This window comes from Streptomyces sp. A0592 (assembly GCF_004795115.1).
GTDB classification, from domain to species: Bacteria; Actinomycetota; Actinomycetes; order Streptomycetales; family Streptomycetaceae; genus Streptomyces; species Streptomyces erythrochromogenes.
Map to the genome: position 1 here is coordinate 113,255 of NZ_SSBM01000021.1, position 13,779 is coordinate 127,033.

Here is a 13,779-nt window from a genome sequence, read left to right on the forward strand (position 1 = left end):
GGACGGGACTGAAAAGGTACCGCAGCGGACGGTGCGTCAGACCTGTGCGAACGGGGCGAGTTCGGGGTGTGCCTCGCACCAGGCGCGGCGCTCGCGGTCGACGGCGCGGCGGGCCGCGGCGTGCTGGTCGCCGGGGGGCGGGAGCTCGTCCATGGCCCGCTCGGCGGCGGCCATCGCGTCGGTGAACTCCCGGCCCGCCGCGGTCAGTCGGTCGTGCCCGTGCAGGGCGGGCAGGACGGCGGCGACCTGGGCGCGGATCCGGGCGTGCTGGGCCCAGGCGCCGCGGGCCCCGTAGAGCGCGGCGCGCTGCCAGTACCCGGCCAGGGCCAGGTGGGCGTAGGCGCCGTGCAGGAGTCCCTCCAGGGGGCGGGGGTCGCTGCGCCAGGGGGCCCAGTGGCGGGGCACGGCGTCGGCGGTGTGCAGGGTCAGGACGTCGGCGAGGGCGGTCAGTTTGCCGTGCTGGACCTCGTGGACGAGGGTCGCTGCGAGGGCGGGCGGGGCCTGGGCGCGGGCGAGTACGGAACCGGCGGCCGCGGGGAGGGTGGCGCCGCTGGAGCGGGACCCGCCGGCCAGCGGTACGAGGGAGCGCAGGAGCTGTACGGTCTCCTCCGCGCGGACGGTGTCGTAGCGCTGGAGCAGGGTGAGCGCGCCGGACCACTGCGTGTCCCACCGCTTGTGGCCCTTGGGGGTGAGGCGGCGGGCGGGGCGCAGGGGTGCGGGCTGGGCGGGGCCGGGCGCCCGGTAGGGGTCGAGGTCGTCGAGGGCGGTGCGGCCTCCGGGGAGCGCGTGCAGGGGCAGGGTGGCGGGGTCGTCGGGGTCCCAGGAGCGTTCGGTGAGGACGAGCGGGCCGGGGCGGTCGGGGCGCAGCAGACCGAGGGTGGGCAGGACGAGGCGGCCGTGCACGGGCCTCAGGGTGTGGGTGAAGGGGATCCCTGCGCGCAGGGCGGCGGCCGCGGCGAGGGCTCCGAGGTGGGCGAGGTCGGCCGACGGGCCGAAGGGTGCGTGCAGGCGGCGCAGGGTCTCCTCGGCCCAGACGCCGGTGGCGGGGTAGTGCAGTACGTCGCGCACGGCGTCCGGGGCGTGGCGTTCGGCCTCCTCCAGCAGGGCCCAGTGGTCGGCGGTCCGGCCGGAGCTGCCGCAGGGGGCGGCGTCGAGGACGGCGCGGAGCAGGACCAGGCGCTTGGAGCGGCGTACGTCGCGGACCAGGCGGGTGCCGTCCGGGGAGGGCTCGGTGGAGGCGAGGGCGCGCAGGGTGTGGGAGGACACGGTGAAGGCGGTGAGGGCGGCGGTCATGAGGCGGCCGCCGGGGGGTGGGCGGCGGTGGCGCGGCGCCGGCTGCCGGCGGCGGCGTGCTGTACGGCGGTGGCGATGTGCCGGATGAGGACCTGGAGGTCGGCGCAGTAGACCGACGGCTGCCGGAAGCCCTCGCCGGCACGGTAGCGGTGCGGGTAGTGGCCGCCGCCGCACACCTCGACGAGTTCGCAGGCGCGGCATCCGGCGGCGAGCGCGTCGCGCCCGAGCTGGCGGGCGGCGAAGCCGGGGTGGTCGAGGAGCTGGTCGAAGCTGTGGGTGTCGAGGGCCATGCCGGTGGCTGCGGCCCCCTCGTACGCGGATTTCAGCGAATCGGCCTGTTCGATGGAGCCGTCGGTCTCGATGACGGCGGTGGCGGCGGGCGCGAGCCCGAGGGTCTCGGTGGTGGCGGGCAGGCCGAGCAGCAGGGCGATGATCTCCTCGAAGAGGCGGATGCGGGTGCGCCGTGCTCCGTCGTGCCACCAGCGCTCGAAGACGGCGAGGAGCCAGTCCGCGTACGGAGTCCCGCCGGGGCCGGGGCCGGGGGGCGGCGGGGCGCTCCAGTTGGCGAGCGGGAGCAGCAGGCCGACGGTGGGCGGGGCGAAGGCGAGCAAGGACTCGTAGGTCTCCACCGGGTCGTGGTCGAGGTCGATCACGCAGAGCACGCCGGCGTAGCTCTCGGGGTGGCGTGCGAGCAGGCGCAGGCCGCGGGCGGCGGCGCCGAAGCCGGGGTGTCCGGCGTGGTCGACGCGGCGGGTGTTGTGCGCGGGCAGTCCTCCGTCGAGGCTGACGCCCACGCGGATCCCGGCGGCGGCCAGGGCGGCGAGGCGGCCGCGGGTGATCAGGGTGCCGTTGGTCTGGACGGTGGCGGTGATCCGGGTGCGGGGGGTGGTGGCGGCGAGGGCGGCGCGTACGGCCTCCACGGGCGCGGCCAGTGCGGCGGGGGCGGTGAGGAGGGGTTCGCCGCCGTGCAGGACGAGGTCGACGCGGGTCAGGTCGTGGGCGGCGGCGTGCTCGGCGATCCGCTGGGCGGCGCGGGCGGTGGTGGCGGGGGCCATGGCGACGGGCTGGTCGCGCCAGCCCTGGTCGGCCATCTCGTAGACGTAGCAGTAGGTGCAGGCGAGGTTGCAGCGGCTGCGGGTCTTGAGGACGAACTGCCGGATGGGATGGGGCGGGTGTCCCGCGGCCCGCGCGGCGGCGACGTCGAGCCGGGTGTAGGGCCAGGGGGCGTTGGACGCGTGGGCCTGCGCGTGCGCGTGCCCGGCGGGGGGCGGGGCCGCGCCGGGGCGGCGCGAGGCGGCCCCCGCGGGCTGTTCCGGGCCCGGACCCCGGCCCTGGGCGGGGTCCGACTGCCGGGCAGGGCCGGGACGTTGACCGGACCCGGATCGCCGGCCGGGATCCGGCCCGGGGCCGATGCGGACGGGGCCGATGCGGACGGGGCCGGAACGCCGGGCGGTGCCGGTACCCGGGTCTTGGGCGGGCTCCCCGTGCGGCGCAGAGTCCGCCTGCCGGGCGGGGCCGGGGGCGGCGGGCGCGGGCAGTGCGGAGCCGCTCGTGATCGCTCGCCGCATCTCCGCGCCCCCTCCCCGCCCCACCGCCGGGAGCGCCCCGGCGGACGGTGCATCCCTGCCCTTCCGCCGGTCCCGGCTAACGGCGGAAAGTGGTCAACCCGTCCGCTCCCGCGGGGGCAGCAGTCCCGGGGCCCGGCCCCCGGACCCGCCTCCCCCGCGGACCGGGACCCCTCGCGGGAAGCCGAGCGGGATCCGGCCGCGGCGCCGCACCCCTCGCGGGGAGCCGAGCGGGATCCGGGCGCGGTGCCGTACCCCTCGCGGGGAGCCGGGCGCCATGCCGTACCCCTCGCGGTGCGGCGGGTCGGGATCCGGGCGCGGTGCGGGGGGTCGCGGTGCCGCCGAGGGGTATCTCCTCGGCTCGCGCCAGGCGGGCACTTCGCGGCTGTGGGCGGTGGTTGCGCGCTCGGCCTGCGGGGACACCCCTCCCCGTCCCCACTCCAGCAGTACGAGCCCGGTACCGGGAAGCCAACCGCGCCGGCCCGGAGCACGCAGCACGGGCAGGGGTAGCGGAGCGCCGGCGTGGGGTGGGGACACGGCGGAGTGTCCCCGCAGGACGAGCGCGCAACCCAGGCCGCCTGGCCGAGACCCCCCGCACGCGCCGAGCCGAGGAGATACTCCGGCGGGGCACCGCCCCACCCGTTCCATCCCGCCCCGCGGAAACCCAGCCACCCCGGCAGGAGCCGCACGGTACCGGCCCCGCCCCCGGCGGGAGCCGCACCGTGCCATCCCGGACCGCGGGAACCTGCCACCCCGGCGGGAGCCGAACCGTTCCGGCCCCGCCCCGCGACAGCCGGCCACCCCGGCGGGAGCCGAAGGGTCGGAGGCGAGCCGCCCCGGGGAGACCCGCAACCCCAGCGGGAGCTAAGCGGCGCTGGAGTCGAACGCGTTGAGGATTTCCGCCGGGTGGGTCACGCGTTCGACCAGGCCTTCGATCACCTCGGCCAGTACGGGGTGGTCGATCCCGCGCAGGGCGGCCAGGTCGAGCCCGGAGAGGTCCGGCAGTCGCCCCGGGCATCCCGGGGCGGAGGCCGGCGCCACGTCCTGACGTTTCGTCACCATGTGCCGCCGCTCCCCATGTCGCGTCGCATTCCGGACGGTTCCCTGCCTTTTCCCCCGGGCCGGGCCGCGGAAACAGCGGGCCCCGCCCGCGGCCGGGCCGTCACTGCCCCGCCTCCAGGGCCCGTACCCGTGCGCGGAGCCCCTCGGAGCGCCCGTCGGGGTCGGTGCCGATCCGCTTCCAGAGCTGGAGCGCCGAGCGGTAGTCCTCCAGGGCGGCCCTGGGCCGTGCGAGCCGCTCCAGCACCTCCCCGCGGGACTCCTGCACGCGCGCGGCCAGGCGCAGCGCGGTGTCCTCGCGGCCCGCCCGGCCGTCGTGTTCCTCGCGGCCCTCGTGGTCGTCGCGGCCCTCGCGGTCGGCCTCCAAGGCGGCCCGCCAGGCCAGCCGGTAGGACTCGGCCGCCCGGTCGAGGCGGTCCGCGGCCCGCGTGTGGCCGTGGATCTCCTGCTGCACGTCGCCGTGGTCCCGCCAGGCGCGGGCCCGTTCCAGCGGGCCGCGGCTGTTGCGGACGGCCAGTTCAAGCAGGTACTCCGCCTCTCGCAGGTCGACCGCGTCCCTCTCGTAGGCGTGCCGCAGCCGCAGCCCGGTGGCCAGGCGCATCAGCCGGTGCGCGGCTCCCGCGTCGGACTGCGGGACCGCCGCCCGGCTCTCGCGCAGCACGCGTACGGCCGCCCCGGTGAACCGGCGGCCGCCGGCGCCGCGGGCCCGGTCCAGGAGTACGTCCCCCCACTCGGGCAGGAGTTCCCGGAAGGCCTCCCCGTCGCGGGGTACGAGCCTGCGGGCGCGGCCGTACGCCTCGGCCGCGTCCTCCAGCGCCGCCGGGTCGGCGTCGCGCGCGTACCGCTCGCGGTGGACCCGGGCCAGGCACAGCAGGGCGGCCACCCGCGGCTCCGGGTCCGCGCCGGTCTCCTCCAGGGCGGCGGCCAGCTGCCCGGCGGCCTCCTCCAGCCGCGCGGGCAGGTGGCGCAGTGCGTCGGCCAGTTCCACGCGCACCTGCGCGGCCCCCGTTGCGGCGCGGCCGGCCCCGGTCGGCGGGGCGGCCGGGACCGAGGCCAGCACTGCCGCCAGGCGGGCCGCCGCCTCCTCGGCCAGGGCGGCGTGCTCGGCCGGGTCGGGGGTGCGGGGCAGGAGGGCCAGCAGGACCCGGCCGAGGGCCAGGTGCAGCTCGGGATGCGCAGTGGGGTGCGGCCCGGGATGCGGCTCCGGGTTCGGCTCGGGGGCCGCCTCCGGGTCCGGGCCGGGGTCCCCGCCGGGAACGGGGCCCGCCAGGGGTTCGAGGGCCGCGCGGGCCTCGCGCAGCGCGCCCGCGTCCTCGCGCAGCCCGCCGAGCCGGATCAGGGTCTCGGCCCGCCGTACCGCGCAGTCCCGCCGCAGCTCGGGGTCGGCCGTGGCGGCCGCCGCCGCCGCGAACTCGCGGTCCGCCGCCGCGAGCAGTTCGGGGTCCGGGCCGGCGGCGAGCGCCCGTTCGTACAGCACCCGGCCGCGCACCGCCCACGCCGCGGCGGTCCGCAGCCCGGTCACGGCCCGCTCCGCCTCGGTGAGCAGTTCCGGTTCCCGTTCGGCCGCCCACAGCCGCAGCAGGGCCCCTGCCAGTTCCGTCTCGGCCTCCTCCGGCGGGTCCGCGGGCCCGGCCGGGGCGGCCACCGCCCGCCGCAGGACCGCCACGGCCTCGTGCAGGGCGCGTGCGCCCGAGTCGCCGTCGGCGTCGGCGTCCGCGAGCCGGTCCCGGGCGGCGCGCACCGCTCCGGCCCGTGCGATGAGGGGGGCCGTCCGAGGTTCCCGGACCGGCAGGCCGTCGGGCGGCATCCCGGGCAGGTAGCGTCGTACGACTTTGGCCGAAACCTGTGCGAAGGCCTGCGGGAGCCGCCCTTCGGGGGCCTGTTCGCCGTCGTCGGGCCCGGGCCCGGCCACCGCCGGCGCCACGCCGGTCAGCTGGGCGACCGCCAGCGCGGGGAAGTTGCGTACGCCTGCCCCGAAGTGCGCCCGTACGTACTCCGAGCAGTGCTTGAGGACCAGCGCCGCCTCGTCCCGTCCCAGCGGCCCCAGCAGGACGTCCTGCACCCCGGGCACGAACTCGTACCAGTGCCCCGGGCCCGGCCCGCTGCGCCGGAGCAGCCCGCTGAGCAGCACCTCCGCCAGGTCCGACGGTTCGGAGTCCGGCAGCATCGTGCGCTGCACCAGCCGCATCACGGGCAGCGTCAGCGGGGCCGCCGACAGGTACACGGCCAGCTGTACGGCGCGGGGCGCGGCCGAGGAGCGGAACCGGGCCACGAGTTCCCGCGGCGGACGGACGGCGGGCGGCGGCGGGACGGGTGCGGCCGGGTGGTCGGCCCTTACGCGGCCCACCTCGGCGGCGACCGGCCCGGTGCCGAGGCCGGCGACGAGCCGGGCCCACGCCCCGAGGGCGGTCGGGCTGGGCGGCAGCACCGGTACGGCGATCCCGCCCGTGGGCCGCCCGGGCGGAGCCGGTCGGTCCGGTCGGAACCGCAGCTTCTGCCCGGCGCCCTCCAGCCGGGCGAGGGTGCCCCGCTCGGTCGGCAGCCAGCTGCGCCCCCACAGCCGCTGCGGCAGGGGCTGGACGACCATGCACGGGGTGCATTCGGCCCAGCGGTACAGCAGGCGCTGCGCCGCCCCTTCGCGCCACAGGGGGCCGGCGCAGTCGGAGACGACCATGGTCAGTGCCCGGCCGGTGGGGTCCCGCAGCTGGTCCCCGGAACGCAGTCCGGAGCCGGGGCCGGGGCCGCGTCCGAGCGCTGCCGTGCCGTCCTGGCGGCGGTGCAGGTAGTGCACCTGGACGTCCCGGAAGGCCCCCAACCGCTCGCAGACGGTGCGCAGTTCCTCGAACATGTCCTGCCAGACGGCCATGGAGGGCGAGGCGTCCATCACGAGCCGCACGGTCGCCTCGCGGCGGCTCTCGGGCCGGAGCACGGGGATGAGCAGTCCGAGGGCGCGGGCGCTGGCGTCGGCGGTGGCGCCCTCGTCGATCACGAGGCGGGTGGGCGGGGCGGGCGGGCGGTGCCGCTGGAGGGCGCGCAGGGAGCGCTGGACGTCGAGGATGCGGGGCAGGGCGGCCGCCCCGGGCACGCGTACGGGTACTCCGTACTCCTCGGGCGACTCCTCGGGCGTCCCGCCCTCGGCCTCCGCGGCGGGGTGCGCCCCGGGGGCGTAGAGCCGTACCGGGTCCTCGGTGTCCGCCTCCGCGCGTACGGGCTCCACGGGTTCCGCGGCAGGATCCTCGGGCTCGGCTTCGGTGCCGGGCCCCGGGGCGCCCGGCAGGGCGGGTCCGGGGCCGCGGATGTGCCCGGCGAGCCAGAGGGCGTCGGCGAGTTCCTCGGCGGACGGGTCGAGCCCGGCGGCCCGCAGCAGGGCGGCCAGTTCACGGACGCCGGGCGCGGGGGGCGGCGGCGCGGGGGGCGGCGGAACTGCGCCGCAGGGGGGTTCGGCGGGTTCGGGCACGGCCGGTCACCTCGGGCGGTCGAGCCGCTGGATGAGGAGGTCGGCGAGGTCCTCGCGGGTCGCCGGGGAGGCGTAGTGGGTGAGGTAGACGGCGTTGAGGAGCTGGTCGGCGGCGACCAGCTCGGACTGGGAGCGGCCCAGGAACTCGCGGATCAGGTCGCCGCCGAGCCGGGCGGCCTCCTCGCCGAGGTGGGCGCGGACCATGGTGGCCAGCCGCTTCTCGCCGGGCTGCCCGAGTCTGAGCTGGATGCAGCGCCGCAGCAGGGCGGCGGGGAAGTCCCGCTCGCCGTTGCTGGTGAGGATGATGAAGGGGAAGGACCGGCAGCGGACCCGTCCGCCCCGCACGGTCGCCTTCGTCCCGTCGTCGGTGAGGACCTCGACCTCGGGCTGGGTGTCGGCGACGCGCTCCAGCTCGGGGAGGGCGAACTCCCCTTCCTCCAGGACGTTCAGGAGGTCGTTGGGGAGGTCTATGTCGCTCTTGTCGAGCTCGTCGACGAGGAGCACGCGGGGTCGCGTGCCGGGCAGCAGGGCGGTGCCCAGGGGCCCGAGCCGGATGTACTTCCCGATGCCGGGGACGGCGCCGGGCAACGTGCCGGGGGCCGCGCCGGCCGCCCCCGCGCCGCCGGCCGCGAGCTGCACGTCCTGGAGCCGGGCCAGGGCGTCGTAGCGGTAGAGCCCGTCCTGCAGGACGGTCCGCGAGACCACCGGCCAGCGCAGCACCCGTCCGAGCTTCAGCTCGTGGGCGACGGAGTGCGCGAGGGTGGACTTGCCGGTTCCGGGAAAGCCGGTCACGAGCAGCGGCCGCCGCAGGTACAGGGCCGCGTTGATCGCCTCCAGCTCCTCCGGTTCCGGCCGGTGCAGTTCGGCGGCCTGCCGGTGGGCTCCGAGCCGGCGGGCGACGTTGCCCTCGGCGGCCGCGGCCGCGGAGCCCGGCTCCACGACGGGCCCGCCGTCGAAAGCCCGCCAGGGCGGCGGGTCGGGCAGGGCGTCGATGCCGTCGTGGGGCTCGCCGACCCCGCGGTAGATCAGCCAGTCGTCGTTCATGGTGCGTGTTCCCTCCCTCGAATCCGCCGGGCCGGGCGCCGTCACAGGTCGCCGTGGAGCGGCTCGACGTCCGGCAGCGGCCGCGCCGGGTCCTCCCACACCAGCCCCGCCCCCGCCGCCCAGTAGGCGTCGGGGTCCGCCCCGTACGCCCGTCCCCGCAACGTCTGGAACCGCAGCGGCAGCACCTCCGCCCGCCCCGCGTCGGCCAGTTCCTCCCGCAGCCCGCGGTGGAACGGCGCGCACGACACCCCGGGGTCCGGCGGCGGCCTGCGGGTCACGGCCACGCCGTAGCCGGCGTCCCGTACCGCGTGCAGGGACTCCAGCGTGGGTTCCTGGTCGGCGGCCCGGCAGTGCACCGGGACGGTGTTGTCGGGCAGGCCGGACAGCCAGGCGGCGGAGGGTGCGCGCGGGCGGCCGCCGGCGCAGTCGGCCCGTTCGTCCTGGAGCGGTCCCGCCTGTACCCGGGCCCACCGGGCGGCGGCGCGGCTGCCCTCGTGGTCCGCCGGGTGGGCGTCGGGAGCGTGGGCGTCCGGAGCGTGGGCGTCCGGGCCGCCGGGGCGGGCGCCGGGAACGTGGCAGTCCGGGCCGCCGGGGTGGCGCAGGACCACGGGCCGCTGCACGCCCAGCGGTACCCCGCCGGCCACCACCCAGTCCTCGACCGCCAGCCCGAACAGCTCGGGGGCCACTGCCACTTCGAGCAGGGCCGCCGCCATGTGGGTGTCGCACCGCCGGAAGGCTTCGGCGAGCGGGGCCCGCAACCGCTCCGGCAGGTCCGCCACGGTGGCCCTTACGCCCGCGTCCACGGGGGTCAGACGTCCGGGGTGGGCCGGGCCCGCGAGCACGGAGACCCGCCAGTCGTAGAGGTGCTCCCAGCCGTGCGCCCACACCTCCAGCAGGACCGATGCCCCGGGCGGCAGTCCGCCGGCCCGCCGGGCCGGGCCGCCCGCGGTCCGGCCGGCCGAGGCCCGGCGGCGGCGCTCCCGTTCGGCGAGGCCCCGCTCGTGGCGCTCGCCGAGTTCGCGCCGCAGGGGCCGCCAGAGCCGCTCGGCCGTGGCCCGTACCCAGTCCCACAGTTCCTCGTCGGCGCCCGGTGTCGGGGGCTCGCGGTAGTCGGCCACGCTGACGTCGGCCGCGTAGCGCAGCATGGCAGCGGCCTCGCCGGTCCCGCCCGGCGGGTCGTGCAGCAGCCCCAGTCCGTCGCGCCAGCTCAGCGGGGCCGGCGGCTGCGGGTCCGGTTCCTCGCCGCGGACGGCCTCGACCAGGGCGCGTACGGCCTCGGAGGAGCTCGGCGGGGGCAGTTCGGCCAGGAGTCCGCACAGGGTGGTGCGTTCTCCGGGGGTGAGCCGGCCGCGGCCGCCGTACGGGTCGCGCTCCTGCGGCGGGAGTTCGCCGTGCACGTCGGTCCAGGTGCGGCGGTTGTCGAGGTCGCTGAGGTGCTGGTCGTAGTGGTACAGGTCGTGGGCCTGCATGATCCGGCGGTAGAGCCCGACCTGCCCGCGCGCGGCCATCGGGAGGGTGCGCAGCTGGACGACGGAGACGGCGAGTCCGCCGCCGCCCGTCTGCCGGCGGGCCTTGACCACGCCGACGACCTCGCCCCGGGCCAGGTCCACGACGGGCCCGCCGGACATGCCGGGGTCGATCTCGTCGTCGTCGGCGAGCCGGATGGCGGCGCCGTTCCCGGCGGTGCCGCGCAGCCGGGTGGTGCGGCCGGTGATCTCGGGTGTGCCCAGGTCCTCGGTGCAGCCGAAGTAGGCGACCTCGTCGAAGCGCGGTCGGGAGCGGTCGGTGAGCCAGACGCAGGTGTGGGAGACGGGGGCCAGTACCCGGACCAGGGCCAGGTCGGGGAGGTCCCACAGGGCGTGCCGGCCGGGCCGTCGTTCCTCCAGGCGCTCGGGCAGTACGCACTCCACGCGCCCGGTGACGGTCCCGGTGACGGCGCCGGACGCGCCGGGCCCGCCGGGGCGGGGTCTGCCGGAGTGGAAGGTGATGCCGACCTCGCGGCCTGTCAGACGCACGGCGGCACCCCCTTCGCCGACCACGTGCGCGCACGTCAGGACCCAGCCGGGGGCGATGAAGAAACCGCTCCCCCACGTGGGACCGGTCCGATGGCTGCCGGGGTTGTCATACCCGCCCGGCGGGGCGTGGACGCGTACCGTCGCCGCTTGGACGAGGGGTTCGAGGAGCTCGAAGGCGCGCGCCGTCCCGGTCGTGCGCCCGTCGGTCATCCACGCCCCCGCCCGCTCGTCGGACATCCAGGCTAGCGTCGGCGGTACCGGGCCCGGGAGGCCTCCCGGGCGCCGCGGATTATCCTGGCGGGAAACACCCCCTGCACATCCACATCACGGCACGGAGCCCGACTTGTACTTCACCGATCGCGGCATCGAGGAGCTGGAGAAGCGGCGCGGCGAGGAGGAGGTCACCTTCGAGTGGCTCGCCGAGCAGCTGCGCACCTTCGTCGACCTGAACCCGGACTTCGAGGTCCCGGTGGAGCGCCTGGCCACCTGGCTGGCCCGGCTGGACGACGAGGACGACGAGGACGAGTAGTCGGGGCCGGCCCCGACGACTCGGCGGGCCGGTCCGGTTTTGGCCGAATCGGCGACGCCCGATCGGGGCCACCCGGACCGGCGCCGACCGCCTGGACGCCCAAGGGACTTGTGTCCGGTACGCCGGAGGGGCCCGTCCGCTGCTGCGGACGGGCCCCTCTGCGCGGAGGGCAAGGCTCAGGCGGCCTTGGTCTCCCAGAAGATGCGGTCGATCTCGGCGATGAGGTCGAGAGCCTTCTGGCCGGTCGCCGGGTCGTTCGACGCCTTGGCGGCCGAGAGGGCCTTCAGGGTGTCGTTGACCAGGGTGTGCAGCTGCGGGTACTTCTCGAAGTGCGGCGGCTTGAAGTAGTCGCTCCACAGCACCGAGACGTGGTGCTTGGCGAGCTCGGCGCGCTGCTCCTTGATGGTGATGGCGCGCGCGCGGAAGTCGGCGTCGTCGTTGGCCTGGTACTTCTCCTGTACGGCCTTGACGGACTCGGCCTCGATGCGGGCCTGGGCAGGGTCGTACACGCCGCACGGCAGGTCGCAGTGGGCGGAGACCTTCGCCTTGGGGGCGAAGAGGCGGGAAAGCATGGAGTTTGTCCTCCTCGTGATCGTCTTCTCAAGGGGGACATTACTCGCTGCAGAACCGGATTTCGCGGGGGCCCCCATGGGCTTGGGACAAAAGTCCAGGGTCACGGCCGGACCGGTGAGCGAATGTACGGAGCCGTGGGGCAGCATGCGGGAGTGACGAGGAGGACACGCATGGTGGAGAGCGCCCGCCCGCCCAGGCGGTTCGAGGTGGTGGAGGTGACGGGTCCGTCGATGGTGCCCACACTGCTGGACGGGGACCGGCTCGTGGTCCGCTACGGGGCCGCCGTCCGGCCGGGCGACATCGTGGTGCTGCGCCATCCGTTCCAGCAGGACCTGCTCGTGGTCAAGCGCGCGGTGGAGCGGCGGCCCGGCGGCTCCTGGTGGGTGCTGGGCGACAACCCGTTCAACGAGACCGGCGACAGCACCGTCTACGGGGCGGTGCCCGGGGAGCTGGTGCTGGCGACGGCGGTCCTGCGGTTCCGGCCGCGCGAGGAGGATCAGCGCTCGCTGAGGGCCCGGCTGTCCTGGGCGGCCTCGTCGCTGCGCGTGCTGCGGGCCGACGCCTCGGCCTCCAGTCGCTTGCGGGCGCGGTAGGCCGCCACGTTCGCCCGAGTGGCGCAGCGGTCGGAGCAGTAGCGCCGGGAGCGGTTGGTGGAGGTGTCGAGGTAGGCGTTGCGGCAGGGCGCGGCCTGGCACAGGCCGAGGCGGTCGGGGCCGTGCTCGGTGAGGGCGAAGGCCAGTCCCATGGCGGCCATGGCGGCGTAGCCGGCCGAGGCGTTCGAGGGGTGTTCGGCCAGGTGGATGTGCCAGTCGGGGCGGCCGTCGTCGGCGAGGGTCTCGTGGCCGGAGACCTGGGGGCTGATGGGGAACTCCATGAGCAGCGAGTTCAGCAGGTCGACGGCGAGGACGTGGTCGCCGCCGTCGGCGGCCTCGAAGACGGCCCGCAGCCGGCCGCGCACGTTGCGGAAGCGGGTGATGTCGGTGTCCGTGACGCGGCGTGCCATCTGCTGGCTGGCGCCGAACAGGGCGCGGACGGCGTCCACCGAAGTGAGCGCGTCCTTGTTGCGGGCCGGCTCCTCGGTGTTGACCAGGCGCACGGCGAAGTCCGAGTAATGGGCCAGTTCCACTTGTAGTCCTTACGGCTGCGGATTAATGTCTCTCGTAACAGCTGAGACGTCTTCGAGGGTATTACGTAGGGAGGGGTTCGGGATGGCGGATGCGACGGACACGGCGGACACGACCGACGCGGGGCGGACCGGTACCGACTGGCAGGCCTGGCAGGACAGCTGGGACCGCCAGCAGGAGTGGTACATGCCCGACCGCGAGGAGCGGTTCCGGGTGATGCTGGACATGGTCGAGGCACTGGTGGGACCCACCCCCCGGGTGCTGGATCTCGCATGCGGTACGGGAAGTATTACGGACCGCGTCCTCAAGCGGTTCCCGGGAGCCACCAGTACGGGCGTCGATCTCGACCCCGCGCTGTTGACCATCGCCCGGGGCCACTTCTCCGGGGACGAGCGGGTCTCGTTCGTGACCGCCGACCTCAAGGACCCCGACTGGCGCTCGGCCCTCCCCCGTGACGGCCGCGAGGGGTACGACGTCATCCTGACCGCCACCGCCCTGCACTGGCTGCACAGCAAGGACCTGGCGGTGCTGTACGGGCAGCTCGCCCCGCTGCTCGTCCCCGGCGGGGCGTTCATGAACGCCGACCACATGCCCGACCCGGCCACCCCGCGCATCAACGCCGCCGAGCGCGCCCACCGGCACGCCGGCATGGACCGGGCCAAGGCGTCCGGGGCGGTGGACTGGCGCGAGTGGTGGGCCCTGGCCGCCGCCGGCCCGGCGCTGGCCGAGCCCACCGCCCGCCGCTTCGAGATCTACGGGGAGCACGCCGACGGCGACACCCCCTCCGCGGCCTGGCACGCCGAGACCCTGCGCGCCGCGGGCTTCGCGGAGGCCCGTACGGTCTGGCGCTCGCCCTCCGACGCGCTGGTCCTGGGTCTGAAGTAGGCAATCGGCAAGGGCGGCGGGAACAGGACGCGGCAAGGCCGAGGGGCGGTACGGATTCCCGTACCGCCCCTCGGCCGTGTCCGCGTGCGGCGCCCGGCGCCGCCGACTACAGCACCTTGGAGAGGAAGGCCTTCGTCCGCTCGTGCTGGGGGTTGCCCAGTACCTCGCGGGGGTGGCCCGACTCGACGACGACGCCGCCGTCCATGAAGACGAGGTTGTCGCCGACCTCGCGGGC

Annotated in this window: 11 protein-coding genes and 1 pseudogene; 3 read left to right on the plus strand and 9 right to left on the minus strand. The window is 76.5% G+C overall.

All coding sequences use genetic code 11. The annotated features are described in order from the left end of the window. Nucleotides 1–36: 36 nt before the first annotated feature. The 6 genes from E6U81_RS26480 to E6U81_RS26505 all read right to left on the minus strand — a co-directional run bounded on the left by E6U81_RS26480 (nucleotide 37) and on the right by E6U81_RS26505 (nucleotide 10,670). Nucleotides 37–1,293: an HEXXH motif domain-containing protein gene (locus E6U81_RS26480; RefSeq protein ID WP_136232583.1), complete on the minus strand. Its 1,257-nt coding sequence runs from the start codon at nucleotides 1,291–1,293 to the stop codon at nucleotides 37–39. Further along, on the minus strand, nucleotides 1,290–2,453 hold the full coding sequence (locus E6U81_RS26485) for an FxsB family cyclophane-forming radical SAM/SPASM peptide maturase (protein WP_136232600.1): 1,164 nt from the start codon (nucleotides 2,451–2,453) through the stop codon (nucleotides 1,290–1,292). The genes E6U81_RS26480 and E6U81_RS26485 overlap by 4 nt, the downstream gene beginning before the upstream one ends. A 1,269-nt stretch (nucleotides 2,454–3,722) precedes the next feature. Continuing rightward, nucleotides 3,723–3,920, minus strand: coding sequence for an FxSxx-COOH cyclophane-containing RiPP peptide (gene fxsA, locus E6U81_RS26490; protein WP_136232584.1), 198 nt, complete (start codon nucleotides 3,918–3,920; stop codon nucleotides 3,723–3,725). 100 nt (nucleotides 3,921–4,020) lie between these two features. Then, complete coding sequence (locus E6U81_RS26495) at nucleotides 4,021–7,374, minus strand: SAV_2336 N-terminal domain-related protein (RefSeq protein WP_136232585.1); 3,354 nt, start codon at nucleotides 7,372–7,374, stop codon at nucleotides 4,021–4,023. A gap of 6 nt (nucleotides 7,375–7,380) precedes the next feature. Next, nucleotides 7,381–8,418, minus strand: coding sequence for a MoxR family ATPase (locus tag E6U81_RS26500; protein ID WP_136232586.1), 1,038 nt, complete (start codon nucleotides 8,416–8,418; stop codon nucleotides 7,381–7,383). A gap of 41 nt (nucleotides 8,419–8,459) precedes the next feature. Beyond that, nucleotides 8,460–10,670, minus strand: a complete 2,211-nt coding sequence (locus E6U81_RS26505; RefSeq protein ID WP_136232587.1) for a trypsin-like peptidase domain-containing protein — start codon at nucleotides 10,668–10,670, stop codon at nucleotides 8,460–8,462. Nucleotides 10,671–10,776: 106 nt separating this feature from the next. Between E6U81_RS26505 and E6U81_RS26510 the strand changes: the two genes are divergently transcribed. Continuing rightward, nucleotides 10,777–10,962, plus strand: a complete 186-nt coding sequence (locus E6U81_RS26510) for a DUF6104 family protein (protein WP_010061466.1) — start codon at nucleotides 10,777–10,779, stop codon at nucleotides 10,960–10,962. Nucleotides 10,963–11,138: 176 nt separating this feature from the next. On the opposite strand, the gene sodN is transcribed toward E6U81_RS26510, so the two are convergent. Further along, complete coding sequence (gene sodN / locus E6U81_RS26515; protein WP_030036761.1) at nucleotides 11,139–11,534, minus strand: superoxide dismutase, Ni; 396 nt, start codon at nucleotides 11,532–11,534, stop codon at nucleotides 11,139–11,141. Between the two features lie 171 nt (nucleotides 11,535–11,705). Here sodN and E6U81_RS26520 point away from each other — a divergent pair, with 171 nt between their 5' ends. Then, nucleotides 11,706–12,128 (plus strand): S24 family peptidase, encoded by a 423-nt coding sequence (locus E6U81_RS26520; RefSeq protein ID WP_136232588.1) that lies wholly within the window; start codon nucleotides 11,706–11,708, stop codon nucleotides 12,126–12,128. Here the strand turns inward: E6U81_RS26520 and E6U81_RS26525 are convergent. Continuing rightward, the gene (locus E6U81_RS26525; protein WP_136232589.1) at nucleotides 12,032–12,661 is read right to left on the minus strand and encodes a CGNR zinc finger domain-containing protein; all 630 of its coding nucleotides are present in this window, start codon (nucleotides 12,659–12,661) and stop codon (nucleotides 12,032–12,034) included. The genes E6U81_RS26520 and E6U81_RS26525 overlap by 97 nt on opposite strands. 82 nt (nucleotides 12,662–12,743) lie before the next feature. Here E6U81_RS26525 and E6U81_RS26530 point away from each other — a divergent pair, with 82 nt between their 5' ends. Next, complete coding sequence (locus tag E6U81_RS26530) at nucleotides 12,744–13,544, plus strand: class I SAM-dependent methyltransferase (RefSeq protein WP_136232590.1); 801 nt, start codon at nucleotides 12,744–12,746, stop codon at nucleotides 13,542–13,544. 106 nt (nucleotides 13,545–13,650) lie between these two features. Here the strand turns inward: E6U81_RS26530 and E6U81_RS26535 are convergent. After that, nucleotides 13,651–13,779, minus strand: a pseudogene (locus E6U81_RS26535) (ectoine/hydroxyectoine ABC transporter ATP-binding protein EhuA); the annotation flags it as partial.

What these genes read in the sequence shown, in the direction of transcription:
- fxsA (WP_136232584.1), bottom strand. Translation starts at nt 3,920, where the DNA reads ATGGTGACGAAACGTCAGGACGTGGCGCCGGCCTCCGCCCCGGGATGC.
- E6U81_RS26480 (WP_136232583.1), bottom strand. Translation starts at nt 1,293, where the DNA reads ATGACCGCCGCCCTCACCGCCTTCACCGTGTCCTCCCACACCCTGCGC.
- sodN (WP_030036761.1), bottom strand. Translation starts at nt 11,534, where the DNA reads ATGCTTTCCCGCCTCTTCGCCCCCAAGGCGAAGGTCTCCGCCCACTGC.
- E6U81_RS26530 (WP_136232590.1), top strand. Translation starts at nt 12,744, where the DNA reads ATGGCGGATGCGACGGACACGGCGGACACGACCGACGCGGGGCGGACC.
- E6U81_RS26520 (WP_136232588.1), top strand. Translation starts at nt 11,706, where the DNA reads ATGGTGGAGAGCGCCCGCCCGCCCAGGCGGTTCGAGGTGGTGGAGGTG.
- E6U81_RS26505 (WP_136232587.1), bottom strand. Translation starts at nt 10,670, where the DNA reads ATGTCCGACGAGCGGGCGGGGGCGTGGATGACCGACGGGCGCACGACC.
- E6U81_RS26500 (WP_136232586.1), bottom strand. Translation starts at nt 8,418, where the DNA reads ATGAACGACGACTGGCTGATCTACCGCGGGGTCGGCGAGCCCCACGAC.